Annotated in this window: 17 protein-coding genes, 2 tRNA genes and 2 rRNA genes; 1 reads left to right on the forward strand and 20 read right to left on the reverse strand. The window is 36.7% G+C overall.

Annotated features, from left to right (window positions below; translation table 11 throughout):
- Positions 1 to 87: 87 nt before the first annotated feature.
- From ACKX2A_RS09770 to ACKX2A_RS09860, 19 genes are all read right to left on the reverse strand, one after another.
- Positions 88 to 2840 (reverse strand): 23S ribosomal RNA (locus tag ACKX2A_RS09770).
- A 158-nt stretch (positions 2841 to 2998) separates the two neighbouring features.
- Positions 2999 to 3072: transfer RNA gene (locus ACKX2A_RS09775), tRNA-Ala, on the reverse strand.
- Between the two features lie 80 nt (positions 3073 to 3152).
- Positions 3153 to 3226, reverse strand: a tRNA-Ile gene (locus ACKX2A_RS09780).
- A 215-nt stretch (positions 3227 to 3441) separates the two neighbouring features.
- Positions 3442 to 4958 (reverse strand): 16S ribosomal RNA (locus tag ACKX2A_RS09785).
- The 16S and 23S rRNA genes sit together here with 2 tRNA genes alongside, the layout of an rRNA operon.
- A gap of 751 nt (positions 4959 to 5709) precedes the next feature.
- On the reverse strand, positions 5710 to 5991 hold the full coding sequence (locus ACKX2A_RS09790; RefSeq protein WP_415329229.1) for a hypothetical protein: 282 nt from the start codon (positions 5989 to 5991) through the stop codon (positions 5710 to 5712).
- Between the two features lie 100 nt (positions 5992 to 6091).
- Positions 6092 to 6778 (reverse strand): hypothetical protein, encoded by a 687-nt coding sequence (locus tag ACKX2A_RS09795; RefSeq protein WP_415329231.1) that lies wholly within the window; start codon positions 6776 to 6778, stop codon positions 6092 to 6094.
- Positions 6779 to 6788: 10 nt separating this feature from the next.
- Positions 6789 to 7649 carry a dTDP-4-dehydrorhamnose reductase gene (rfbD, locus tag ACKX2A_RS09800; RefSeq protein WP_415329232.1) on the reverse strand — a complete coding sequence of 287 codons (861 nt, stop codon included), beginning with the start codon at positions 7647 to 7649 and terminating at the stop codon, positions 6789 to 6791.
- Positions 7649 to 8134 carry an acyl-CoA thioesterase gene (locus ACKX2A_RS09805; protein WP_415329234.1) on the reverse strand — a complete coding sequence of 162 codons (486 nt, stop codon included), beginning with the start codon at positions 8132 to 8134 and terminating at the stop codon, positions 7649 to 7651. The genes rfbD and ACKX2A_RS09805 overlap by 1 nt, the downstream gene beginning before the upstream one ends.
- 69 nt (positions 8135 to 8203) lie before the next feature.
- Positions 8204 to 8707, reverse strand: a complete 504-nt coding sequence (locus ACKX2A_RS09810; protein ID WP_415329236.1) for an OmpH family outer membrane protein — start codon at positions 8705 to 8707, stop codon at positions 8204 to 8206.
- Between the two features lie 69 nt (positions 8708 to 8776).
- Positions 8777 to 9322 (reverse strand): OmpH family outer membrane protein, encoded by a 546-nt coding sequence (locus tag ACKX2A_RS09815; protein ID WP_415329238.1) that lies wholly within the window; start codon positions 9320 to 9322, stop codon positions 8777 to 8779.
- Positions 9323 to 9330: 8 nt separating this feature from the next.
- Positions 9331 to 11871 carry an outer membrane protein assembly factor BamA gene (gene bamA / locus ACKX2A_RS09820; RefSeq protein WP_415329240.1) on the reverse strand — a complete coding sequence of 847 codons (2541 nt, stop codon included), beginning with the start codon at positions 11869 to 11871 and terminating at the stop codon, positions 9331 to 9333.
- A 29-nt stretch (positions 11872 to 11900) separates the two neighbouring features.
- Positions 11901 to 12650 (reverse strand): isoprenyl transferase, encoded by a 750-nt coding sequence (locus ACKX2A_RS09825; RefSeq protein ID WP_415329242.1) that lies wholly within the window; start codon positions 12648 to 12650, stop codon positions 11901 to 11903.
- Between the two features lies 1 nt (position 12651).
- The gene (locus ACKX2A_RS09830; protein ID WP_415329243.1) at positions 12652 to 13545 is read right to left on the reverse strand and encodes a DUF6089 family protein; all 894 of its coding nucleotides are present in this window, start codon (positions 13543 to 13545) and stop codon (positions 12652 to 12654) included.
- Between the two features lie 214 nt (positions 13546 to 13759).
- Positions 13760 to 16255 carry a polysaccharide biosynthesis tyrosine autokinase gene (locus ACKX2A_RS09835; RefSeq protein WP_415329245.1) on the reverse strand — a complete coding sequence of 832 codons (2496 nt, stop codon included), beginning with the start codon at positions 16253 to 16255 and terminating at the stop codon, positions 13760 to 13762.
- 1 nt (position 16256) lies between these two features.
- Complete coding sequence (locus ACKX2A_RS09840) at positions 16257 to 17147, reverse strand: polysaccharide biosynthesis/export family protein (protein WP_415329247.1); 891 nt, start codon at positions 17145 to 17147, stop codon at positions 16257 to 16259.
- 29 nt (positions 17148 to 17176) lie between these two features.
- Entirely contained in the window at positions 17177 to 18304 is a 1128-nt protein-coding gene (locus tag ACKX2A_RS09845; RefSeq protein ID WP_415329249.1) for a glycosyltransferase family 4 protein, read from the reverse strand.
- A 102-nt stretch (positions 18305 to 18406) separates the two neighbouring features.
- Positions 18407 to 19408: a glycosyltransferase gene (locus ACKX2A_RS09850; protein ID WP_415329251.1), complete on the reverse strand. Its 1002-nt coding sequence runs from the start codon at positions 19406 to 19408 to the stop codon at positions 18407 to 18409.
- A 3-nt stretch (positions 19409 to 19411) separates the two neighbouring features.
- Positions 19412 to 20482: a formimidoylglutamase gene (locus tag ACKX2A_RS09855; protein ID WP_415329253.1), complete on the reverse strand. Its 1071-nt coding sequence runs from the start codon at positions 20480 to 20482 to the stop codon at positions 19412 to 19414.
- Between the two features lie 326 nt (positions 20483 to 20808).
- Positions 20809 to 21897 (reverse strand): glycoside hydrolase family protein, encoded by a 1089-nt coding sequence (locus ACKX2A_RS09860; RefSeq protein WP_415329255.1) that lies wholly within the window; start codon positions 21895 to 21897, stop codon positions 20809 to 20811.
- Positions 21898 to 22164: 267 nt separating this feature from the next.
- Here ACKX2A_RS09860 and ACKX2A_RS09865 point away from each other — a divergent pair, with 267 nt between their 5' ends.
- Entirely contained in the window at positions 22165 to 22848 is a 684-nt protein-coding gene (locus ACKX2A_RS09865) for a hypothetical protein (protein WP_415329257.1), read from the forward strand.
- Positions 22849 to 23002: 154 nt separating this feature from the next.
- Here the strand turns inward: ACKX2A_RS09865 and topA are convergent, their stop codons facing one another.
- The gene (gene topA / locus ACKX2A_RS09870) at positions 23003 to 25576 is read right to left on the reverse strand and encodes a type I DNA topoisomerase (RefSeq protein ID WP_415329259.1); all 2574 of its coding nucleotides are present in this window, start codon (positions 25574 to 25576) and stop codon (positions 23003 to 23005) included.
- Positions 25577 to 25736: the final 160 nt, after the last annotated feature.

Below are 25736 nucleotides of genomic sequence, written 5' to 3' on the forward strand. Positions count from 1 at the left end.
TTGGCCATTAGCGTTTTATCGGTAAATTTCATCACAAAGGCAAAACCAAGGCTGCACTTATAAGGCTTGTTTTAATAATAACCAATAGGCTATAAATCTACGGGTAATTAGTACTACTCGGCTATGCTGTTACCAACTTTACACCTGTAGCCTATCAACGTGGTCATCTCCCACGACCCTTAAAAGATGTCTCATCTTGAGGCGAGTTTCGCACTTATATGCTTTCAGTGCTTATCTCTTCCAAACGTAGCTACTCAGCGGTGCACCTGGCGGTACAACTGATACACCAGAGGTTTGTTCAATTCGGTCCTCTCGTACTAGAATCAAGCCCTCTCAAACATCTAACGCCCGCAATAGATAGAGACCGAACTGTCTCACGACGTTCTGAACCCAGCTCGCGTGCCACTTTAATGGGCGAACAGCCCAACCCTTGGGACCTTCTCCAGCCCCAGGATGTGACGAGCCGACATCGAGGTGCCGAACCTCCCCGTCGATGTGAGCTCTTGGGGGAGACTAGCCTGTTATCCCCGGAGTACCTTTTATCCTATGAGCGATGGCCCTTCCATACGGAACCACCGGATCACTATGTCCTGCTTTCGCACCTGATCGACTTGTTGGTCTCACAGTCAAGCACCCTTATGCCATTACACTCTACGCACGGTTACCAAGCGTGCTGAGGGTACCTTTGAAAGCCTCCGTTACTCTTTTGGAGGCGACCACCCCAGTCAAACTACCCACCACGCAATGTCCTTCTAAAAGAAGTTAGGCTCCAAGTAAGTAAAGGGTGGTATTTCAACGTCGGCTCCACAAACACTAGCGTGCCTGCTTCAAAGCCTCCCACCTATCCTACACATTACTTACTCAAAGTCAATACGAAGTTATAGTAAAGGTTCACAGGGTCTTTTCGTCCCATTGCGGGTAATCGGCATCTTCACCGATACTACAATTTCACCGAGCTCGTGGCTGAGACAGTGCCCAGATCGTTACACCATTCGTGCAGGTCGGAACTTACCCGACAAGGAATTTCGCTACCTTAGGACCGTTATAGTTACGGCCGCCGTTTACTGGGGCTTCAGTCAAACGCTTCGCTTACGCTAACGCCCTTCCTTAACCTTCCAGCACCGGGCAGGTGTCAGACCCTATACAGCATCTTTCGATTTAGCAGAGTCCTGTGTTTTTGATAAACAGTCGCCTGGGCCTCTTCACTGCGGCCAGCATTGCTGCTGGCGTCTCTTCTTCCGAAGTTACGAGACTATTTTGCCTAGTTCCTTAGCCACGACTCACTCGAGCACCTTAGGATTCTCTCCTCGACCACCTGTGTCGGTTTTGGTACGGGTTGCTTCACTTCGGCTTTTCTTGGATCCGATTTCACTATAACAGCTTCGCCCGAAGGCTAGGCCTTGACACTTCCGTCCGTCTTCAATAGCTACGTCGAACCGTCCCCTTTTTAGTGTGAGCAAGTATGGGAATATTAACCCATTGTCCATCCACTACCCCTTTCGGGTTCGCGTTAGGTCCCGACTAACCCTCAGCTGATTAGCATGGCTGAGGAAACCTTAGTCTTTCGGTGAGGGGGTTTCTCGCCCCCTTTATCGTTACTTATGCCTACATTTTCTTTTCTGTCCGCTCCACAATACCTCACGATACTGCTTCGGCGCAAACAGAATGCTCTCCTACCAGATGTATTAATACAAATCCATAGCTTCGGTAATATGTTTATGCCCGATTATTATCCATGCCGGACCGCTCGACTAGTGAGCTGTTACGCACTCTTTAAATGAATGGCTGCTTCCAAGCCAACATCCTAGCTGTCAATGCAGTCCAACCGCGTTGCTTCAACTTAACATATATTTGGGGACCTTAGCTGTTGGTCTGGGTTCTTTCCCTCTCGGACATGGACCTTAGCACCCATGCCCTCACTGCCGCAGAACATTTATTAGCATTCGGAGTTTGTCAGGAATTGGTAGGCGATGAAACCCCCGCATCCAATCAGTAGCTCTACCTCTAATAAACTCATTTGCGACGCTGCACCTAAATGCATTTCGGAGAGTACGAGCTATCTCCCAGTTTGATTGGCCTTTCACCCCTACCCACAGGTCATCCGAAGACTTTTCAACGTCAACCGGTTCGGTCCTCCACTTTGTGTTACCAAAGCTTCAACCTGCCCATGGGTAGATCACAAGGTTTCGCGTCTAATCCTACTAACTATCCGCCCTATTCAGACTCGCTTTCGCTCCGGCTCCGGACCTGAAGTCCTTAACCTCGCTAGTAAAATTAACTCGTAGGCTCATTATGCAAAAGGCACGCCGTCACCCAACTTGTGGGCTCCGACCGCTTGTAGGCGTACGGTTTCAGGTTCTATTTCACCCTTCTATTCGAAGTGCTTTTCACCTTTCCTTCACAGTACTTGTTCACTATCGGTCTTTCAGGAGTATTTAGCCTTGGAGGATGGTCCCCCCATATTCAGACAGGATTTCACGTGTCCCGCCATACTCATTTATCATCTATATATACCTTTCGAGTACAGGATTATCACCTTCTATGATTGTTCTTTCCAGAACATTCCTCTAAATATATATAGACTTTTGGGCTAATCCGCTTTCGCTCGCCACTACTTACGGAATCTCTTCGATTTCTTTTCCTCCGGGTACTTAGATGTTTCAGTTCTCCGGGTTTGCTCCTCTTACGAGGTGACAGGTCTTCAACCTGCCGGGTTGCCCCATTCGGACATCTCGGGATCTATTCGTGTGTGCCAATCCCCCGAGCTTTTCGCAGCTTACCACGTCCTTCGTCGCCTCTGAAAGCCTAGGCATCCGCCATACGCCCTTAACGATTTCTTTCCTATTTTTAGGTTACTCAAGCACTTATAAGTGCTCGGTTTTCTCTTTGTGATGTCTTTACCGTTAATGTCAATGATCTTAATGTCTTCTTTTTGGTTTAGTAAACAATTGTTGTTTTTGGCTCCAATCGTCACTTTTAAACTAAACCTCCAAAACTGTGGAGAATAAGGGAGTCGAACCCTTGACCTCCTGCGTGCAAGGCAGGCGCTCTAGCCAGCTGAGCTAATTCCCCTCTAGTGCTTTTAGCTTTTGGCTTTTTGCTATTGGCTTTTGGCCAGAAGCTAGTCGCTAATTGCTATCCGCTTTAATTAGTAGTCTCGGGCAGGCTCGAACTGCCGACCTCTACATTATCAGTGTAGCGCTCTAACCAGCTGAGCTACGAGACTTTGTTTTTAGTTCGTGGTTGTCGGTTTTTAGTCGATAGTAAACTATCTTCTAATTGCTAACCTCTAACTTCTTACTAAAATCTCTTCCCTTTACTAATTTCTAGTGGGTTTTGTATTTTTTTATATATCAACCAAACAAAAAACTAAAGCTTTACTTTGAAGTAAGTACAGTGTGTCTAGGACACTAATTTTGTTTTACGTCTTAAGACGCTCTAAAATGAGATGTTCCAGCCGCACCTTCCGGTACGGCTACCTTGTTACGACTTAGCCCTAGTTACCTGTTTTACCCTAGGCAGCTCCTGTTACGGTCACCGACTTCAGGTACCCCAGACTTCCATGGCTTGACGGGCGGTGTGTACAAGGCCCGGGAACGTATTCACCGCGCCATGGCTGATGCGCGATTACTAGCGATTCCAGCTTCATAGAGTCGAGTTGCAGACTCCAATCCGAACTGAGACCGGCTTTCGAGATTTGCATCCTATCGCTAGGTAGCTGCCCTCTGTACCGGCCATTGTATTACGTGTGTGGCCCAAGACGTAAGGGCCGTGATGATTTGACGTCATCCCCACCTTCCTCTCTACTTGCGTAGGCAGTCTCACTAGAGTCCCCAACTCAATGATGGCAACTAGTGACAGGGGTTGCGCTCGTTGCAGGACTTAACCTAACACCTCACGGCACGAGCTGACGACAACCATGCAGCACCTTGAAAAATGTCCGAAGAAGGATCTATTTCTAAATCTGTCATTTCCCATTTAAGTCTTGGTAAGGTTCCTCGCGTATCATCGAATTAAACCACATAATCCACCGCTTGTGCGGGCCCCCGTCAATTCCTTTGAGTTTCATTCTTGCGAACGTACTCCCCAGGTGGCTAACTTATCACTTTCGCTTAGTCTCTGAATCCGAAAACCCAAAAACGAGTTAGCATCGTTTACGGCGTGGACTACCAGGGTATCTAATCCTGTTCGCTCCCCACGCTTTCGTCCATCAGCGTCAGTTAAGACATAGTAACCTGCCTTCGCAATTGGTGTTCTAAGTAATATCTATGCATTTCACCGCTACACTACTTATTCCAGCTACTTCTACCTTACTCAAGACCTGCAGTATCAATGGCAGTTTCATAGTTAAGCTATGAGATTTCACCACTGACTTACAGATCCGCCTACGGACCCTTTAAACCCAATAAATCCGGATAACGCTTGCACCCTCCGTATTACCGCGGCTGCTGGCACGGAGTTAGCCGGTGCTTATTCGTATAGTACCTTCAGCTTTCCACACGTGGAAAGGTTTATCCCTATACAAAAGAAGTTTACAACCCATAGGGCCGTCGTCCTTCACGCGGGATGGCTGGATCAGGCTTGCACCCATTGTCCAATATTCCTCACTGCTGCCTCCCGTAGGAGTCTGGTCCGTGTCTCAGTACCAGTGTGGGGGATCACCCTCTCAGGCCCCCTAAAGATCATTGACTTGGTGAGCCGTTACCTCACCAACTATCTAATCTTGCGCGTGCCCATCTCTATCCGCCGGAGCTTTCAATATCAACTGATGCCAGTTAATATATTATGGGATATTAATCTTCCTTTCGAAAGGCTATCTCCCAGATAAAGGCAGGTTGCACACGTGTTCCGCACCCGTACGCCGCTCTCAAGATCCCGAAGAATCTCTACCGCTCGGCTTGCATGTGTTAGGCCTCCCGCTAGCGTTCATCCTGAGCCAGGATCAAACTCTCCATTGTATGTTTGTTCTTGACTCACTCAAAGTTTTTTTAACGCTTTAGTTTTTCCTTACTTGGTTGTTATATTGTATTTCAATGAACTTCGTTCTTTCGCTTTTTAACGGGACAATCTTTCTGTCAGTGTCACCCCGTATTTGCGTGTGCAAAAGTAATAACTTATTTTTAATTGACCAAATCTTTTTAAAGATTTTTTAAAGTTTTTTGATGACCTTAATTCTCTTTATTTCCACTCCGTCAATCTCACTCCTGCTCCCCGTTTTACCGGACTGCAAAGATACAAAACTTTTCTAATCTCACAACTTTTTATCTAATTTAATTTTGCAATTAGCTTAAATAAAATTGTGTTTGATGTAATCGTTTGTTATCTAAAAGTGTTTCTTGTTATTGGCCTTGTTTTAGGCTCTTCTGCGCTTCCTACTTCCTCTCGTTTTCAGTGGGGCAAAAGTAGAAATTTATTCCTTTATAATCCTAATTTATTTAACATAAAATTTACTTTTTTGTAATATTTAAAGCTAAACTACTGAATCTTAGTCACAATAATTTTAAACTAATGTTTGTTAAGTTGGGGTTACAGGGATTTGGGTATGAGAATGGGTGATTTTTGGAATGATAGTCATTTGGGATACCCCCCTTTTTATTTTTTTATCTTTCGCAGATTTTGCCGATGACGCTAATGTTTGTGATTTTTTGTGTTCTTGTATTTATATGATAGTGATTGCTTCGGAACTGTGTTTCTCGCAATGACGTAAACTTATTCTAATAATATGCCTGGATTCTTTCGGAATGACAAGCTGGATGGAAATTGTTGTCTTATTTGAAAACTTAAGCTTTTTGATGATTGACGAAAGCGGAATGGACATTCCTCAACCATAGCCCGGATTGAAGCGGCATCCTTTTTGGCTGCGGATGGAGCAAAGCGCAAGCCGTAGACATAAAGATACAGCGGAAAGCCGGATTTAGCTCCAAATAAAAAAATGAGGGTTGGAGAGTTTGAGCGTTTGAGAGTTATAGTGTGAATGCATTTATCTGACATTGAAAGGATAAATTTTATAAAATGCTCTCGTTTGAGATTATTGTGCTCCTCGCAATGACGAAATGTTGTGATGATTTTTGAAAATAAAAAAAAGCAAAGTTTAATTACTTTGCTTTTGTCTATTATATATGGTACTCAAAAATTCTGCGTAGGATTTTTCAAGACCGATGATGTCTCCGCTTTTTAAGTTTAAACCTCCTACTCCTGTTTCGTCGGCTTTGATTTTTGCTGAAGAAATTTGGAAGTATTGGTTATAGTTATTTTCTTTTGGCTGGATTTTGATTGTAGAGCCTAATAATTTTTTTGTTGAAAGCGTGTAAACTTCTCCAGGAATTGTTTTTACAACCATATAAGATCTTGGCGAAAGAACATAATCCTTTTTATTGAGATTGATTTTCTGATCTTTTTCGGAAGATGCAAAAATATACATGTTTCCAGATTGATCCTGCAACTTCGCTTTCGGCAAGTAGTATAAATTAAAACGATAGTTTGAGGGATTAAAGCTTTGAGGGAAACCATCGATATTTTCAAAAGGCTTTAATGAAAATGTATTTGCACCGATTTCTTTTGCCTTCTTATATATTAATGAAAAAACTTCGTCGTCGTATTTCCAGAAACCCTGAACTTCTATTTCGCCTAAATATTCAGCGTCTTTTATTTCTTCATCTATTTTATATAAAAATTTGTCGGTGTTTTCATTAGTTTTTGCAACTTTTGTAAGATACACATTTTGTGCACTCAAAAGCTGGGCAAGAAAAACAAAAGCGACAAGGATAAGATTTTTCATTCTTTATTTATTATTTTGAAAGTATCTCTACACATTCTTCCAAGCTGTGCTCCCAATATTTTGGTTCAATTTTATACGTTTCTTCAATTTTATCCAAACACATGGTACTTCTTTTTGGTCTTTTTGCCGGTGTTGGATATTGCTCGGTCGTTAATGCATTTAATTTAACTGATGATTTTGAAAATTCAGCGATTTTTTTTGCAAATTCAAACCAAGTAGTTTCAGGATAGTTGGAGAAATGGAAGATGCCATATGTTTTTTGTGGAGCTTCAATAATATTCATAATGGCTTCTGCTAAATCGTTCGCGTTTGTTGGTTGACCAAACTGATCTGCAACAATTCCCAATTCGTCTTTTTGAGAGAAAAGATTCAACATTGTCTTCACAAAGTTTTTGTTGAACTCAGAATACAACCAGGATGTTCTTAAAATAATTGTATTCGGATTGATCTCTAAAGCCAGCTCTTCCCCTTTTAATTTTGATTCTCCATAAACTCCAATCGGACTTGTGAAATCGTCTTCAGAATAACAAAGATTGGTTTCGCCATCGAAAACATAGTCTGTAGAAACGTGAATAAAAGTTGTTTTAAAATCTTTACAAGCCCGTGCAAGATATCCAACACCTTCTGCATTTACAGCAAATGCTTTATCTTTTTCCGTTTCGGCAAGATCTACTGCAGTGTAAGCAGATGCATTGATGCAAAAATCTGGTTTATTTTCTGCAAAAAAGTTGGTGATCTGATCTTCGTTGGTAATATCTAAAGTTTGAGAATCTGTAAAAGTAAATTCATAATCCAGTTCAAAATCCGGAGCGATTTTCCTGATACAGTTTCCTAATTGTCCGTTTCCTCCAATTACTAATATTTTTTTCATTATGAATTTTTCGCGTTTTGTGATCTTAAAAATTTAACTCTCGACTGGAAATCTTTTTGTTCCAAATCTACATAAAATTGATTGAATGTTTCTTTAATGTTTTCAGGATGTACTTCCGATTTTCTTGTTTTAACATTAAAATAAATAACCGTAACCCACAATACTGCATGAATTGTTTTTTCGTCTAAACTTTTCATTAAGATTTCAACTTTTGCAGTTCTGTCTGCTACTTCAATAGTTTTGCTGCTGATAACAACCGAAGTATTATATCTTACTTCTTTCAGGTATGCAATTTCATTTTGAATCGCGATCCATGTACAACCGGTCTGTTTAGTATATTCTTCATAAGTGAAGCCATAAAATGTTTCCACATGATCTTCTCTGGCATTGAACATATAGTCCAGATATTTCACATTATTTAAATGACCGATCGGATCGCAATCGCTAAAGCGCACCTTTACCGTGGTTGATACTTCTTTTTCCATTCTGCAAAAATAAAAAAACCACCTCGATGAGAGATGGTTATTTTATAAATGTTTGTTAATTTCTAAAAATTATTGAACACCTAGTTCTTTTTTCACAGCTGCAGTAGCATCTGGTCCTCCTTTGAATACAAAAGCAGAAGAGTTTGCATCCATGATGTAATCGTATCCGTTTGCTTTAGCAACTTTAGATACAGCATCATTTAGTTTTTTCTCGATTGGTTCGTAAGCAACATCTTGTTTAGCAACAAAATCTTTTTGAGCTTTATCGTTCATTTGCTGGATTTCTTCCTGCATTTTTGCTAATTCAGCTTCTCTAGCTTTGTTTTCGTCAGCAGTTTTCTTAGGAGCTTCCTCAGAATATTGCTTTAGTTTTGCTTGTCCAGCGTCAGCTTTTTTCTTGATCTCAGCTTGTTTAGTATCTAAGAAAGCTTTAAGATCTGCATCAGCTTTTTTCTTTTCAGGCATTGCATTAAGAACACCTATAACGTCTAAAGTAGCAACTTTCTGAGCCTTCGCCATACCTACCGATACAAACATCGTTACCGCTGCAAATAATACGCTTAATTTTTTCATAATTGGTAAATAAATAATTTAATTTGTTTTTAGATCTATAAATTTAATAAAAGTTAATTTAAGTAACTTTTATTTTTTAGATTTAGATTTTTCTTTTGTTTCAGATCCTTTCAATAAGATATCCAATACTTTATCTGAATAATCCATTCTTTTTTGAAGAAACAAAACATTGTTACTCGTCTTATCAAGAACCATGCCTAATGCATTTTTCTCTGCCATCGTTTTGATCGCACCCCAGATCTGATCCTGGAAAGGCTGCACCAAATTTGTTCTCAGCTTAGCGATTTCTCCCGTAGCTCCGAAACGTAAACTGGTAGTTGTCTTGATATTTTTTTCTAAATCTAATACTTCTTTTTCTCTTAATTTCAATTGATCTCCAATTAAAAGTACTTTTTCACTTTCGAAGGCAGATCTTTTACGCTCATATTCTGATTGCAGATTCTGCAGTTCCGATTGCCAAGTATCAATCTGTGCATTCATTCTTGCTTCTGCTTCTTTATACTGAGGCATTTTGCTCAATATATATTCGGTATCTACAACACCAAACTTTTGTGCATTGCTTAATCCGAAAAGCAAGAATAAAACAAATGAGAAAACAATTTTTAAATTTTTCATATTTTGAGTTATAATGACTGGTTCATCAAGAAGTGTGTCTTCCAACCTGACGGATCACTAGATCCAATCGTTTTATCGAATCCATAAGCGAAGTCAAACCCTATCAAACCAAAAGCTCCCATATAAACTCTTACACCAACACCAACAGATCTTTTCAACTGGAATGGATTGTAGCTTCCCCAAGAATTCCATACGTTACCTCCTTCAGCAAATGTTAATGCATAAATTTTTGCAGTTTGGTTTAATGAAATCGGATATCTTAATTCTAACGTAAATCTGTTGTAAATAGTACCTCCTCCAAGTGGTGTAATATCTGTTCCTGATTGTCCACCGTATGTAGAAGCATTTTCATAACCTCTTAACGGGATCAATTCTCTACCATCGTATCTACCACCAAATAAGCCGGTACCTCCAACATAGAATCTTTCGAATGGCGGTGCCCCCAATTTAGAGTTATATCCATCCATGAATCCCATTTCTGCAGAAGATCTAAGAACTAATTTTCCAACAATCTCGTTGTAAACATCAGCTTTGAACTTCACTTTATAAAATTCCATCCACTTATATTTCTCCGTAGGAGTCATCGTAGAGTAGTCTTTATTGTTAAATGCAGAATATGGCAGAGTAAATTTCACCGAAAGATCTAGGTTTGAACCTGTAGTCGGGAAAATAGGGTCGATACCTGCTGAGTTTCTGCTTAAACCTAAGTTGATACTTAAGTTGTTTGCACTACCATAATATTCTGTAGTTCCTCCGAAATCGAAAGGATAGTTGTTGAAATCATATTTCTGGAACTGAAGACCTGTATATAATGAGAAATAATCATCCGGCCATTTCAATAATCTGTTCAAACCAACTGAAGCGGAGAAAATATTCAATTTCTGAGAAGCTCCATAAGCATCAGAATATTTTACTCTAGAGTTGTTTAAACTTACAGAAAGTGCTGTAGGTCTTGTTCCAAATAACCACGGCTCAGTAAATGAAACCCCATAGTTTTGGAAATATTGTCCAGCCTGTGCCTGAAGAGATAGTGTTTGCCCATCACCTTGAGGAACCGGCTTAAAGTCCTTGAATTTAAGGAAATTCTTTAATGAGAAGTTATTGAACGTTAATCCCAATGTTCCGATGAAGCTGTTACCACCGTAACCAGCCTGCAACTGAACCTGAGAAGAACCTTTCTCTACTAATTTCCAGTTAATATCTACTGTATTATCCTGCTGATTTGGCTGAATATCCTGCCCAACCTGCTGTGGATCGAAGAACTGCATACCCGCTAAATCGAAATACGTTCTCTTAATATCACTTTTAGCAAAAAGGTTACCCGGCTTTGTTCTCAAAGCTCTAAGAATAACGTGGTCATGAGTAGTTGTATTTCCTTCCCATGTTACTCTGTTCCAGCTAGCTTTTTCACCTTCGTTGATACGGATTTCAAGATTAATTTTGTCTCCGTCTACAGATTTTTCAACAGGCGTTACGTTTGAGAAAAGGTAGCCGTTGTTCATGTAAATAGACTTGATATCAGAATCATCTTCTTTACCTCCGTCTTCACCTACTTTTTTATTGAAACCTACTGCATCGTAGATATCCCCCTTTTTGTATCCTAAAAGTCTTTGTAAATAATCTGTAGAAAACACAGTATTTCCGGTAAATGTAATATCACCGATATAATATTGCTTACCTTCTTTAAGTTTTACATCAATTTCGTAGTTGTTTCTTTTGTTTCTCCAAACGGAATCTGAAACAATAGCCGCATCTCTATATCCTAAAGAGTTATAATAGCTAATTAAGTTTTGCTTATCTTCCTGATATTTTTCTTCAATGAATTTAGAAGACTTTAAAATACCACCGATACCAAATCTCTTTTGTTTAGTTTCTTTAAAGGCACTTTTTCTCAATTTTCTGTCAGTAACAGCAGTGTTCCCTTCAAACTCGATATGATCGATTTTTATTCTTTTACCTTTATCAACATTAATAGTCCAGTCAACTAAATTAGGATCTCCTGCATTTACTTTATCCTCGATAGTGATTTTAGTATCTGCAAATCCTTTTTTAACGTAGTCTTTTGGAATATTTGTTTTAAGGCTTGAAACTAAGTTTTGAGTAATTTTAGTTCCGGGCTTAAGATTGTTATCTTTTGCTAATTTTTCGCTTTTTGATTTACCAATCCCTTTCCCTTTAAATTTCACTTCTCCAAGATCTTTAAGATCCTGTAAGTAAAATTTAAGAATAATAGTTTCGCCTTCAATGCTTTGAACATATACTTCAACCTCCGAAAAAGATTGGGTATCCCAAAGTTTTTTTACAGCGTTACTGATTTTTTGTCCCGGAATGTCTACAGATTCTCCTTTCGTAAGTCCTGTAAATCTCAAGATCTGAGCCGGCGTATATTTTTTCACCCCATCTACAACGATGTCTTTCAAGGTATACGTCCCTGTTTGATTGTCTGCATGTACAGAACTGCTCACTTTTGTGCTATCCTGTGGAGTTACCTGTCCATAAAAATGTGCAGAAGCAACAAACATAATGATGGGTAATAGTCTAAACTTCATTTTATCGTAGTCTTTCTTTTCTTAAAATTTTACTGGATCTTTATTTGTTCGCCGGTTTTACCGAATCTTCTTTCCTTGTTTTGATAATTTACAATACATTGGAAAAAAATATCTTTTGTAAAGTCCGGCCACAGAACATCTAAAAACTGCAGCTCTGCATAAGCGATCTGCCAAAGGAGGAAATTACTGATTCTGATTTCGCCACTTGTTCTGATTAATAAATCAACAGGTGGAAAGTCTTTTGTGTAAAGGTAGTTTTCGAATAATTTTTCATCGATATTTTCTACATCTACTTTTCCTTCTTTTACGTCAGTGCTTATGTTTTTAACGGCATTTAGTATTTCGTTTTGCGAACCATAACTGATTGCCAATACCAAATTACCTTTTGTGTTTTCTTTTGTAAGTTCCACCACTCGCAGAAGCTGATCTTTTACGAGTGTAGGAAGTTTTTCCAGATTACCAATAACGTGCATTCTTAGCCCTTTCGTGAAAATTTCTTCCGCTTCCAGCAACAAAGTTTCTACAAGTAAATTCATAAGAGTATTTACTTCTTCAGCCGGGCGGTTCCAGTTTTCCGATGAAAAGGTATAAAGCGTAAGGTAAGGAATATGTATCTCGTTACACGCATTAATGGCATTTCTTACTGCATCAATGGCATTCTTGTGTCCGAAAGTTCTTTCTTCGCCACGAGTTTTTGCCCACCTTCCATTACCATCCATAATGATAGCAACGTGCTTTGGTAAATTTTCAGGATCTATTTTATCTTTTATCAACGACATATTAATCACAATAACATGGAGGTCTTCCGAATGAATATGTTAGTCCTAAACTAAATGTATTCATCCAATCTTTAGATTTAAGATCTCCAATATTTCTTTCACCTATAATTGCAGCTTCTCTTTCCTTAGACACAACATAATATGCATCTGTCTGAAGAAGAGAACCTCCTGTAACAGGACTTAAAATATCCCCATTATAAGTAGATACTACATCTTTTGACAGAATCTTGTTATGATCCAACTGATCCGTCAATGTGTATCTAAATGTAGCTTCAGCAAAAATTGCCCAGCTATAATTAAATTTATATTTCAAACCTACTCCAAAAGGAATATGCATTGTAGTTTTGGTTCCGGTAGAATATACAGGTGTCGTTGTGAAGTCTAATTCATTAATCGGAGCCTGAGCCACACCATCTGCATCTCTTCTAAAATCATTCACCAAAGTTGCCTTCGGAGCATCAAACATCAAAGCACCTACCCCACCAAAAATATATGGACTTACCATACCTTTTTGCTCATTATTTACAGGAAAGAAATTATATTCAAACATTAAGCTTGCTTCATAGACATTGTTTTTCCCAAAAGCATTTCTATTCTTTCTGTACTCTTCTTTTGCCGCTTTATCGCTGAACTGAACCTGGTTGTATCCAAGATCTAGTCTTACGGTTTGATGCGGATTAAAATTAAACCTGTATAAAATACCCCCATAAAACGGGATTCCCCAATCCGACGCTTTATTTAAATCCAATGGCTTTTGTAAAATATAATTCGTTCTTCCTATATCCCCAACTAGGTTACTCATACCTAGACGAACTCCAAGTTCGTTTCTTTGAGCTTTAACACTTACCACAGTTCCTAGAGCGGCAAGGAAGCTAAACAATAATTTTCTATTCATAAAAGAATATGGATTTATGGTTATTTTAAAAATTAATTTTTGCAAATATAAAACATTTTTATATTAATGATAATCTTAATGTTTAGTTAAAAATAAACAAAAAAACATAATTTGTTATAAAGTAAACGATAAACTCGTAAAATTATTCTTTTTTTAATAGAATTATAAATTATCATTATATAATAAACCCCCATTAAATGAGGGCTTAAATGTATTATTTTTTATTGAATATCGACTGCACTTTATTCCTAATTCTTATCAACAATGGTTCTGTATAATTTTTATCTTCATCGAAATAGCCATAACCATAGCCATAACCGTAGCCATAACCGTAGCCATAACCATATCCCTGCTTCGTATTATAATCGTTGTAAACTAATCCAAGATGCTCAATTTCTCCATTGTGATACTTTTCTGTGATCATTTTGAGCATATATTTCTCTGTATATTCGTGACGAACAACGTAAATATTTGCGTCGGAATGCTTCATCAATTCATAAGAATCGGCAACAAGACCTACCGGAGGTGAATCGATGATTATAAAATCATATCTTTCTTTAAGGTCTTCGATGAATTTAATATTTCTGTCACTCATTAAAAGTTCAGAAGGATTTGGCGGAATTGGTCCAGAAGTAGCAACATCAAGATTCGGAATCTTTGTTTTATTAATAATCTGATCCATATCAACTTCACCTGTAAGGTAATTTGAGATCCCGTATTTGTTATCAATCTTAAAATCTCCAAAAATTTTCGGCTTTCTTAAGTCCATTCCTAATAAAATTGTCTTTTTATCGCTTAAACCAAGAACAGATGCCAAGTTGATGGATACATAAGTTTTCCCTTCTCCACCAATAGATGAAGTTACAAGAATAACTTTGCTATTTCCGTTTTCACCGGATAAGAATCTTATATTGGCTCTTATCCCTCTGAAAGCTTCCGATACCGAAGATTTAGGTTGATCCAAAACGGTAAGCATATTATCGTGATTGTTATTGCCAATTACTCCAAGCAAAGGAATTTTTGTTGCACTAAGCAATTCTTTAATATTTCTAATCTTGCTGTCCAAAACTTCGCCAATAAGTATGAATAACAAAGGTAAGATAAACAATCCCCCAATGATACCGGCTTTAGCGGCTTTAACATTGGGTCCGATGGCAGGCTGGCCAACATTTTTAGCAGGGTCAATAACCGTTATGTCCGATTGGTTTGCCGCCATTCTCATCTTGGTTTCGTTTTGTCTACCCAATAAGCTATTATAGGTAGCTTCAATCATATTATACCCTCTTTCCGCATCTAAATATCTTCTTTCTTTTTCCGGATAGCTTTCAAGATCAGCGTTGGCATCTGCAACCTGCCTATTGATTTTATTAATTTCGTTATAATAACCCTGATAATAGTTTCTTAATGAGCCATTAGAATTCATTTTTGCCTCATTGATCAACCTGTCAATTTCCTTCATAGGTTCAGAATTTGGCTTATAAATAAGCGCCATTTCTCTTCTCTTAAGATATAGAGCCTTCAATTCTGATATAGATGCAGTAAAAAGACCATCCTGAAAGCCTGCAGCATTGGTGCTGATCATTTTATCGAAATTCTGAGATTCAAGAGTTTGTTTTATTTGGTTTAAAGAACTTACTTTGCTTTCCAAATCTGCTTTTTTCGCTTCAAGATCTTTAATTCTCGTTAATGATTTTTCATCTCTATCCTTAATATCATATAATTTTTCATTGGTCTTCATGTCATTCAGTATGTTTGCGCTAGAATCCAATTTTTTTCTGATTGTATTAAGGTTACCTTGAAGATAGATATCCGTATTTTTATCTACTGTAATTTTGTCTGCCAGTCTTTTCTTTTGAAGCTGACTTACAGATCTATTAAGAAAGTTTACCGTACTATTCAGATTATACCCTTTTTTAGTAATAATCATGATACTGTTAATTTCTTTATCAAATTCAACACCTATCGTAGATACGATATCTGTAACTGATTGATTGACTGAATTAAGACTAATAATAATATTATCTAGTTTTATCTTAGTCTTTACAGGGTTGGGAACTAATCTGAATTTTAGATTGGGAGATTCGTACCATTCCCCAACTTTTATTATTTTGTTGGCGGGTCTATTATATCCGTTTATCGTCTGAAAACCTTCAGATTCATAGCTATATAGATTTGTAGATTGACCTTCATCAGGCAAAATAACTTCGTATGTATTACCATTTTTAGGAATTAAAGTGATAGCATAGTTTATCTGTTGAAGGTGTTTTTTATCTATTTGTAAAAATACAGGCGAATCGTCTTTATCAAGATAAGTTTCTTTAATAGCTCCTTTTGTAGAATAGTTCACAAAAAGATCTAATTCTTTTACCAAAAATTCGTTGTGAGATCTTGATAAAAGCATTTTTTTAAGATAAACTCCATCCTGATTTCCTCCCTGTCCCCAAATGAAATTGATAGATTGATTGGGTGTAAAATAACTTGCTGTATTACTAGAGATACTTAATGATAAATTCGATGCATAAACATTTTGCGCATAATATTTACTATATACCCAAGAGATTGCGTAACCAATTAAAAGCATAAATACGAACCAGTACCAATTCTTTAAAACTCTTCTTAAAAAATGTTCAATATCAAACATAGAGAAAGAACCGTACTTTTCCTTCTGAGAGTCATTCCTCTCGACAGTAGCATCTTTTCCTGGAATCATATTAAAGGTTTTTTAGAAGTAGATAAATTGATAAAGCTGTCGTAATTACCGACACTCCAGTCGTTAAAGTCTGGATCGGGTCTTTTCCGAATCCGTTCAAACTCTTTCCTCTTGTATTAAGGTAAATTTCGTCACCATTCTGTACATAATAATAAGGTGAATTCATGACATCTTCACGGGTAAGATCGATTTTTGCAATCTTGATTCCTTCCGGAAGTTTTCTGTGAATGACAATATTTTTTCTGTCGACGGTTCTATTTAAACCTCCTGCAATAGATAATGCTTCGGTAATGGTAAGAGTATTTTTATGAACTACTTTTTCCCCTGTAAGGCCAGTAGTTTCAACGTCTCCAAGAATATAATACGTAATCCCGTTAATATTCAATCTTACTTCAGACTTACCTTCCTGAAAGTTTTCATTTACCTTATCTTGGATTTCTTTGCTTACCTCATCAATAGTTCTGCCTTCTGCCTTTACATATCCGATACCGAAGATATTAACATCTCCATTCGCATCAACTTTTAGCCCATTAAAATAAAACATACTGTTTCCTCCAGGACCATTTCCTCCACCGCCACCACCGATGAGCCCCCCACTGTTAACACCTCCACTTATTCCCAAGTTTGCAGAACCTGCAGAAACAGCAGATCCAGATGTATTCAGTGACGAATAAAACTGCGCGGCATCTCCTTTTGGGGTTGTAACGATGTTTAGATTTAAGAGATCATTTTTAGTAATTCTATAAACGGGAATATTATAGGGAACTAAACCTTCTTCGTTGATAACAAGACTTTCATTAGGCTGCATATATCGAACATCTTTTGTAGTGATGCACGATGTTGTCATCATAAAAGGCAATATTAGAAATAAATACTTATAATTCTTCATCATATTTTCAAGTTGTTTGCAAAAATAAAAATTTAATTGATAGTCTTCTTATTATTCTTTAAAAGATAAACAATATCTGGAATATAGGCACCTAAAAAACCCAGAGATACAATAATTAATAATAAGAGATTCACATTAACATGCCTGAAATAATAGGCTATTGACACAATAAAAAGATAATAGATAATAATATAAAAACTTGATCTTCTGTGCGTAAGATTCAATTTTAATAATTTATGATGGATATGATTTTTATCTGCATCAAAAGGTGATTTCTTATTTGCCAATCGAATAATAATCACATTTAAAGTATCAACAATCGGTAAAATAAGTATAGCAACAGCCACAACAGGAGCAGACTGAAGATGATATCTTGGAATATTAGGTAATTCTTTATCAATAAAAATATCAATAAAACAAATAGAGGTAAATGCAAGTAAAAAACCTAAAAGCATAGACCCTGTATCTCCCATAAATATTTTATTTGTTCTATAATTGGATAAATTGTAATATAAAAATGCTAAAACAGCACCTATTATAATCATCGACAAAACAACCAATGGATAATTGTATTCACCTAACCTATAATAACTTATACCAAAAAGCGCACTACAAATTACAGAGTAACCTCCTGCCAGTCCGTCGATTCCATCAATAAGATTAAATGCATTTATCAGAATAATAAATGTAATAATCGTAACAATGATACTTACAAAATACTCCATTTCATAAACCCCAAAAACACCAAATAAACTCCTGATTCTTACATCAGACCCAATCACCATAAGCGCTGAAACAATAATTTGAGCTACTAACTTTTTGTACGCTCTCATCACCACAATATCATCCATTACACCGATATAAAGGAGAATAATTAATGACGCAAATAAAAATTTATACGAATCGAAAAGCTCGTAGGCAAAAATAGATGCACAAATTCCGATGGAATAAAAGATTGCAATTCCGCCCAGATTAGGGATCTTACGAAGATGGGAACTTCTTACGCCTGGCTCATCCATCAAATTCTTTCTTCTTGAAATTTTAATGATGGTAGGAACGGAAAAATAAGTGATTAAAAAGGAGAACAAAAAACCCATCCCTATCTTCATATAAAAAATAGGTATTCCTGATTGGGTTAAGAACAATTCAAAATTCTTCATTTTTTTCTATTCAAGCACTGTGTTGTTTCGTAAAGACATAATAAAAAGCCTCCAAAAACAAAGGAATTTTATCATACGAAACAATCGTACTTACATTTGTGTTTACATTAATTTTCTTATCAATTTTTTCTGCCCCGCAAAAAACAACAGATAAAATATCTTTTTTTTCAGTGGCAAAGATAACAGATAATTTTTATCAAAACGATTATAATTCAATATATCTTTCAATTTTATCTGCCTTTCCTTCATGAAAAGCTCCAATTTATCAGCCATTTCATAGAATATATTATCATTTTTAACAAAAGCTAAATAAGCCAAAAAAGAATAAACCCCTTCGAAAATCTGGAAATCCTTTAATTCCTTCTTTTTATTTGAATACTGAGATTCTGTAAAAACAGTTTCAACATCCGTTACGGCTTTCAAAATATCAAGACCTCTTTCTGTGTGAGTTTTTGTAATAGAATCGGTACGTTCCAGATATTGGTAATGAAAATTTTGCGTCTGAGCAATCGTTTTGCATTCCAATAAAAGCTGAGGAATTAATTGAATATCTTCAAAATGAACACCTTTTTTAAATCTTTTTTCATTAAAAAGTTCTTTTTTGAACAATTTATTACAGGCAAAATAACTCAAATCCGAAAAAACGGAAAAATTTTTATCCAAATCAATTTTCTCCGGCATATTCGGAATTTGTGTCAATTTTTGAGTTACATTTCCGTTCTGATCGACCTTTTGAATATTGCAGATCACCATTTTAGAATCATATTTTTCTGCAAGGTTTACCATTTCTTCGAACATTGTTGGAGTAACATAATCGTCACTATCCACAAAACCCAGATAATCTCCGGTTGCACGATCGATTCCGAAGTTTCGGGCATCGCTCAGTCCACCATTTTCTTTATGGAAAGGCTTAATTTTTTCAGGATATTTTTGAGCATAATCTTGAATAATCTGCTCAGAATTGTCTTTACTTCCATCATTCACCACCAAAATTTCGATATTTTGATGCGTTTGGTTTATCAAAGAATTAAGGCATTTCGCCAAATAATTTTCGACATTATAAACGGGAATAATGATGGAAACTTTTGAGGGAACGTTTGTCATACATTAAATTTTCGTCAGTCGTGCATTCAACCAGCCCTTTTTGGCTTCGTCGAAATCTTTCCTCGAACAAGGAATACAGTTTTCTATATTTTCATCATCACCAAAATACCAAAGATTACTGAAGGTATCACGCTTAAATGCATATTGTCTGTCATCAACCAGCACATAAAATACTTCGTAATGTCGTTCTTTGGGATGAGATTTTTGAATGTTAATTCCTTCAATCAGATACCAGATCATTTGTGCTAAAAGCTGGTGATTTAATTGATTTTCGGAATAAATATTATAATTAAAAATTCCGACAGATTTTAAATTTTCGCTCAATCCGATTTCTTTCATATAAGCGCAAACTTCTCTTCTGTTCAAACCATTTACCTGAGGATTCATAGAAAAAGGTTCGCTGAAACTCTCAATCGCATCGCAATTTACAGTCACCAAATCTGCTTTTCGGAAGAATGGTTCTGTTTTTTCTGTGGAATTCATCATTTCAGCCAAACGGATAATGTCGAACTCAACTTCTTTAATCAATCTTACGGAATCAGCTTCATTTAAATGCTTTTGATATCCTAAATGATGATAATTTTTAATTGCAAAATTTTTAGCTCCGAAAATTTTACTTAAAAAGGTATGTTCGTTAATCATTTCCCCTTGTTTCAGAGAAATGATGTTGCTGATTTGAGTATAATTAATGCTTTTTGTATGAAAATTTAAAGCCGAAAAAAGCGAAAAAGCAAAGTCATTGGAACCTCCAATAATTACCGGAATCGCTCTTTTGTAATGACAAGCCGATAAAACTTCCTGCAAAATATAATGAGAATCCTGAACCGATTTTCCTGAAACCAAATCCCCCAAATCCACAATCGGAATTTCAAAATCCAGTTGCGACAATTTGTAAAACTCCTGTCTGATTCCTGTAAAATCCTGAACCTCTGCATCGCCGTTCGCGCCTCTGTAATCCGAAACAAAAAGGAGAACAATGCTGTCTTCCTTTATATCTTTCGTGATTCGATTTCCGATTTGCCAGCTTTCAGTCTTGAAATTCCTTGGTGAAATGATAAAATCTTCAAAATTCATTTATGATCCGCGTTATTTCCACAAACATACAAAAAACCTCAAGAATTTAAACTTATGTCACGGTTTTTATGCATAAAAAAACCATCAACAAATTGTTAACAACTCGGCATTTTACACTTGTATTTCGAAAATAAGTGAAACGCCTTTGTTTATCTTAATGCAAAAAAGATTAAAAAAAATTCTTTGTCTCTCTTTGCTTTTAATAATCGCAAGGCTAAACAAAGCTTTTTTTGAAATCAATAATATTTAATAAAGATAAACAAAGGCATTTCATTTAAAAAAGAAAAACAAAAAGATGATTTTCAAATATACAACAGTCTTAAATTTTAGGACTTCAAAATCTCGAAAACAAAAGTCGTAGAAGTTTCAAATCCTCCACCCTGCGTTGCCCCGAACAAAAATCTTGGAGTCTCACCGTCTTTATCTAACAAAATCATAGGTCGTTCTAATCTTCCAAATCTGTTTAAGTTTTTTGGAGGAGTTGGCTCTGTGATGTAACTTTTCATATTAAGATAAGCCACTTCCGGTTTTGTCCAGTGAATTCCGTCTTTTGTGGTTAAATGCAATCCAAATTCATGATTAAAAAATCCCATGTCACGGGCAACCATGTGATATTCCCCTTTTTGCTTCCAGACAAAAGCATCTTCAAGCTGAACATTATTCGGTAAGGATGAAAAATCAATCACCGGATTTTCCAATACTTTTTTGTAAGGTCCAAGCGGAGAATCTGATTTTGCTAAACCATATTTTCTATTTCCGCGAATAGGTCCTTTTTGAGTTTCATATTCATATGTGTTCCATGATTTATAAAACAACCAATATTTTCCGTCGTTTCCTTTTACAAAAGCTGGATTTGTCGTGCAATGATCGTCCCAAGAGCCTTTTTTTCCGGGAAGAAGCAATGGTTCATCCGGTCTTTTCCATTCTCCATCAAGGCTTTTAGATGTTGCCAAACCTATTCTTTTGGTATTTGTTTTTCCGTTGGAAGTTCCCATGAAAAACAACAAATATTGATTGCCAACTTTCTTAATTAAAGGGTTGTGACATGTCGTTGCATCCCAAAAACCTTCACCTCTTGGCGCAAGAATGACTTGCTTATGTTCAAATTTATCAAATGGCGAATTGGCTTCTGCACGACAAATCTCCGAACCATTGAGCCAGCCTCCCATTCCTTTTTCTTTTTTCCATCGGGAATAAAAAAGATGAACTTTTCCGTCGTCGCCCCAAATCGGAGAACTGCACCAAATGTAATATCCTTCCAAAGCTAACGACCTTCCAATTGGTTTTAAATTGAAATTTGGTTTTTCATCCGAAGACAATAAGCTCGTAAACGAAGAACCGAAAAATACCGCCGCAATTCCCAAAGCTGAGATTTGTAAAAATTCTTTGCGTGAAAAGTTTTTCGGCTGTTCCATATCATAAAATTTGCTACTGCCAAGGTAATGGGATTGATTGTGCAGAGCATCCTGCACTTTCGGGTTTTCTTAGAATAGAAATGGTTTGATAATGATTTTTTTGTTTCTACTTTAAAATCACAAGCAATTCGATGCCACTTAATTTCAATTCGAGGCTTTTCTTTGATGAAATTTTGTAATTTTAAATAAGAGATTGTTATAAAAAACCAAATATAATTTGCTTTTAAATTCTAAGGATGATGTTGTTAATCCAAAACTCCTAACAATATGAATTTTAAAACTAAAATAGTTATGATTTTATTATCCTCTTTATTAATTACGAGTTGTAAGGAGGAAATGAAGAAATGTATAAGCCAATCTACCGATACTAATGTAAAACTATATAATGATTTAACAGATCAGTTGATACCTTATTTTTTTAGAGAAGATTATTTAGGTGAAAAAAGATATTTTGATAGTTTAAGAGTTCACGATGATGATTTATATATCGAAGAGAAGACAAAAGCGCACAACGAAATTTTTAATCATCCTGAAAAATTTTGCAATTTGTATATAGATTCTATTAAAAATAAAAATACTGATTTTGCTACAGGTAGTACCGAAGATAATATAAAATACATACAAAGAAAGAAGGATTTTTTTAAAGACTTTTCCAATAGTCCAGATATTATTAAAAATTTAAGCCTACGAAGTTCTATAAAAGCAAATCAATTTAATTTGTGTACCGCAAAAGTGCTGGATCTGGCAGAGTATGATAAACATACCAATGAATGTGAGATAGGTGTTGTCTATTTTTCAGAGATTGTATTCGATACTTCAAAAAAAAGAGCATTAGTTTTTGTTGACCATCGTATAAAAAAAGATTATTACGGTAGAAATGCTATATTTAAATTAAGATTGCATGATAATTATTGGGAAATAGAAGATGTTATGTTAGTGTCAACTTCCTAATTTCCGGCACCCGATAGCGCGGATTTGTAATCTCTGCGACGCAAAGTCTCCCGACTTTGCGCAATAAACAAATCAACTCCGAAGTCAGGAGACTTCGGAGAGCAATAAAAAAGCACAGACCTAAAATCTATGCTTTCTATTTCATTAAAATAAATTATTTCTTCGTTGCCGGTTTTTTTACTGCAGGTTTTTTCGCAGTCGTTGCCTTTTTAGCCGTAGTCGCTTTCTTCGCAGCAGGTTTCTTTTTCTCTGCAAAAGCTTTCGGATCCTGATCGGTAATCCATTTTTTAACCTCATCAAGAGAAATTTCTTTCAGCTCTTCGCTTTCGTATTTTGTATCGTCTTTTTTCTTTGGAATTTTATAAATATTCTTTCCATGTTTTACGATAGGACCCCATCTTGCATTCTCAATTGAGATTTTTTCAGCTTCCCATTGTTGAATGTAGCGGTTTGCTTCTTTTTCTAATTTAGCTTCCACCAATTCATTGATATCGCTTTGAGAAAGATTTTCGAAGTTATATTTTTTAGGGACATTAATGAAAATACTTTGATACTTAATAAAAGGACCAAATCTTCCCGTTCCCTTGGTAATGGGCTCACCTTTGTATGAAGCAATCGGTGCATCTGCAATTTTCTTTTCGTTGATGATTTCTTCCGCACGTTTCTGATCTACCGAAAGCGGATCTTCACCTTTTGGAATACTGATATACGTTTCGCCCCACTTCACATAAGGTCCAAATCTACCTACACCAACTGAAACCGGCTGTCCATCAACTTCATTTAGATCAAATGGAAGCTTGAATAATTCCAACGCTTCTTCAAAAGTAATGGTTGCGATATTTTGACCAGCCATTAATGATGCAAAAACAGGCTTTTCTTCATCATCCGTTTCGCCAATCTGAATCATCGCTCCGAATCTTCCGATTCTTGCGTGAACGTTTTTACCCGTTTTAGGATCAACACCAAGAAGTCTGTCTCCTGTTGCTCTGTCTGCATTTTCTTCTACATCTTCAATTCTCGGATGGAATTTTGAGTAGAAATCAGTCATCATTTCTTTCCATTTCTGTTCACCGTTTGCAATTTCGTCGAAACTACCTTCAACTCTTGCTGTGAAACCGTAATCTAAGATTTCCTTGAAATTATCCGTCAAGAAATCACTTACAACCTCACCCGTGTCCGTAGGAACGAATTTATTTTTATCCCCTCCGAATTTCTCGTCAAGAACTTCTTTTTTAATTTTATCTTTTACCAGAGACATTTTCACGATCTCACGAATTTGTGGGTCGATCTCTCTTTTATCAACATATTCACGGTTTTGAATGGTCTGAATCGTTGGAGCATACGTCGATGGACGACCAATTCCCAACTCTTCCAGCTTTCTTACCAAGCCGGCTTCAGTATACCTTGCGCTTGGTCTTGTGAATTTTTCTGTTGCCGTGATTTTTTTATAGTCTAAAACTTCTCCAACACTTACTTTCGGAAGTAATTTTTCGTTGTTTTCCTCGTCATCTTCTTCCGTTTTTACAATTCCGTAAGCTTTTAAGAAACCATCAAAAATGATAACCTCTCCTTGCGCTTCGAAATGCTGAGGAAGTTTTGCGTTACCAATTTCAATGATTGTCTTCTCAATTTTAGCATTTGCCATCTGAGAAGCTAATGTTCTTCTATAAATTAATTGATATAATCTGTTTAATTGAGCATCTCCAATACTTGTCACCGCAAAATCGGTCGGACGAATCGCCTCGTGAGCTTCCTGCGCAGAGGCTGATTTTGTTGTATAATTTTTTGGTGCAGAATATTCTGCTCCGTATTCTGAGGTGATCTGTTTTTTCGCGCCTTCAATTGCTTCCTGAGAAAGATTTACCGAATCTGTTCTCATATAGGTAATGTATCCTTCTTCGTACAATCTTTGTGCAAGACGCATGGTGTTGGTTACATTATATCCTAACCTTGAAGATGCTTCCTGTTGTAACGTAGAAGTTGTAAAAGGTGCAGATGCAGAGCGTGTTCCCGGTTTTGTTTCAACATTTAAAACTTTAAACTCAGTTGTTTTTGATAATTCTAAGAATTTTTCTGCATCTTCTTCTTTGTCGAAATCTTTTTTAAGTTTTGCTGAAATTTCCTGCTCAGCCTTATTTAAGAAAACTCCATCCAGCTTGAAACTTGCTTTTGGTATAAATTCGCGGATCTCTTTTTCTCTTTCAACAATCAGTCTTACTGCAACAGATTGTACTCTACCTGCAGATAATCCCGGCTTTACTTTTTTCCAAAGGACCGGAGACATTTCGAAACCTACGATTCTGTCTAAAACTCTTCTTGCCTGTTGAGCATTCACTAAGTTTTGATCGATATCTCTAGGATTTTCAATAGATTTTAGAATAGCATTTTTAGTAATCTCATGGAAAACAATTCTTTTTCTGTTTTCCGGCTTTAATTTCAGTTCTTCCGCCAAGTGCCATGCAATAGCTTCTCCCTCGCGGTCTTCATCGGAAGCCAGCCAAACCATTTCGGCTTTTTTCACAGCGGCTTTCAGTTCTGTTACCAATTTCTTCTTGTCGGCAGAAACTTCGTAATCCGGACTGAAGGTCGCCAAGTCAATCCCCATTCCTTTTTTAGGTAAATCGCGGATATGCCCGAAACTGGATTTCACTTCGAAATCCTTACCTAAATACTTCTGAATAGTTTTTGCTTTTGCCGGTGACTCGACGATTACTAAATTTTTCGACATTCTAAAAATTTTTGCAAAAGTAAAGTTTTTTTATTAGATAGATTTTGAAATGTCGGTTAATTTGAAAAATGAAGCGGTTTTATTCTTATTTAAATTAAAAAATTAATTCAAACTTATTAATGATTAAAAGGCTTTTAGCATAGAAAACTAATATTCCGTC

It is taken from the genome of Chryseobacterium sp. MMS23-Vi53, from assembly GCF_047651245.1.
Lineage (GTDB): Bacteria > Bacteroidota > Bacteroidia > Flavobacteriales > Weeksellaceae > Chryseobacterium.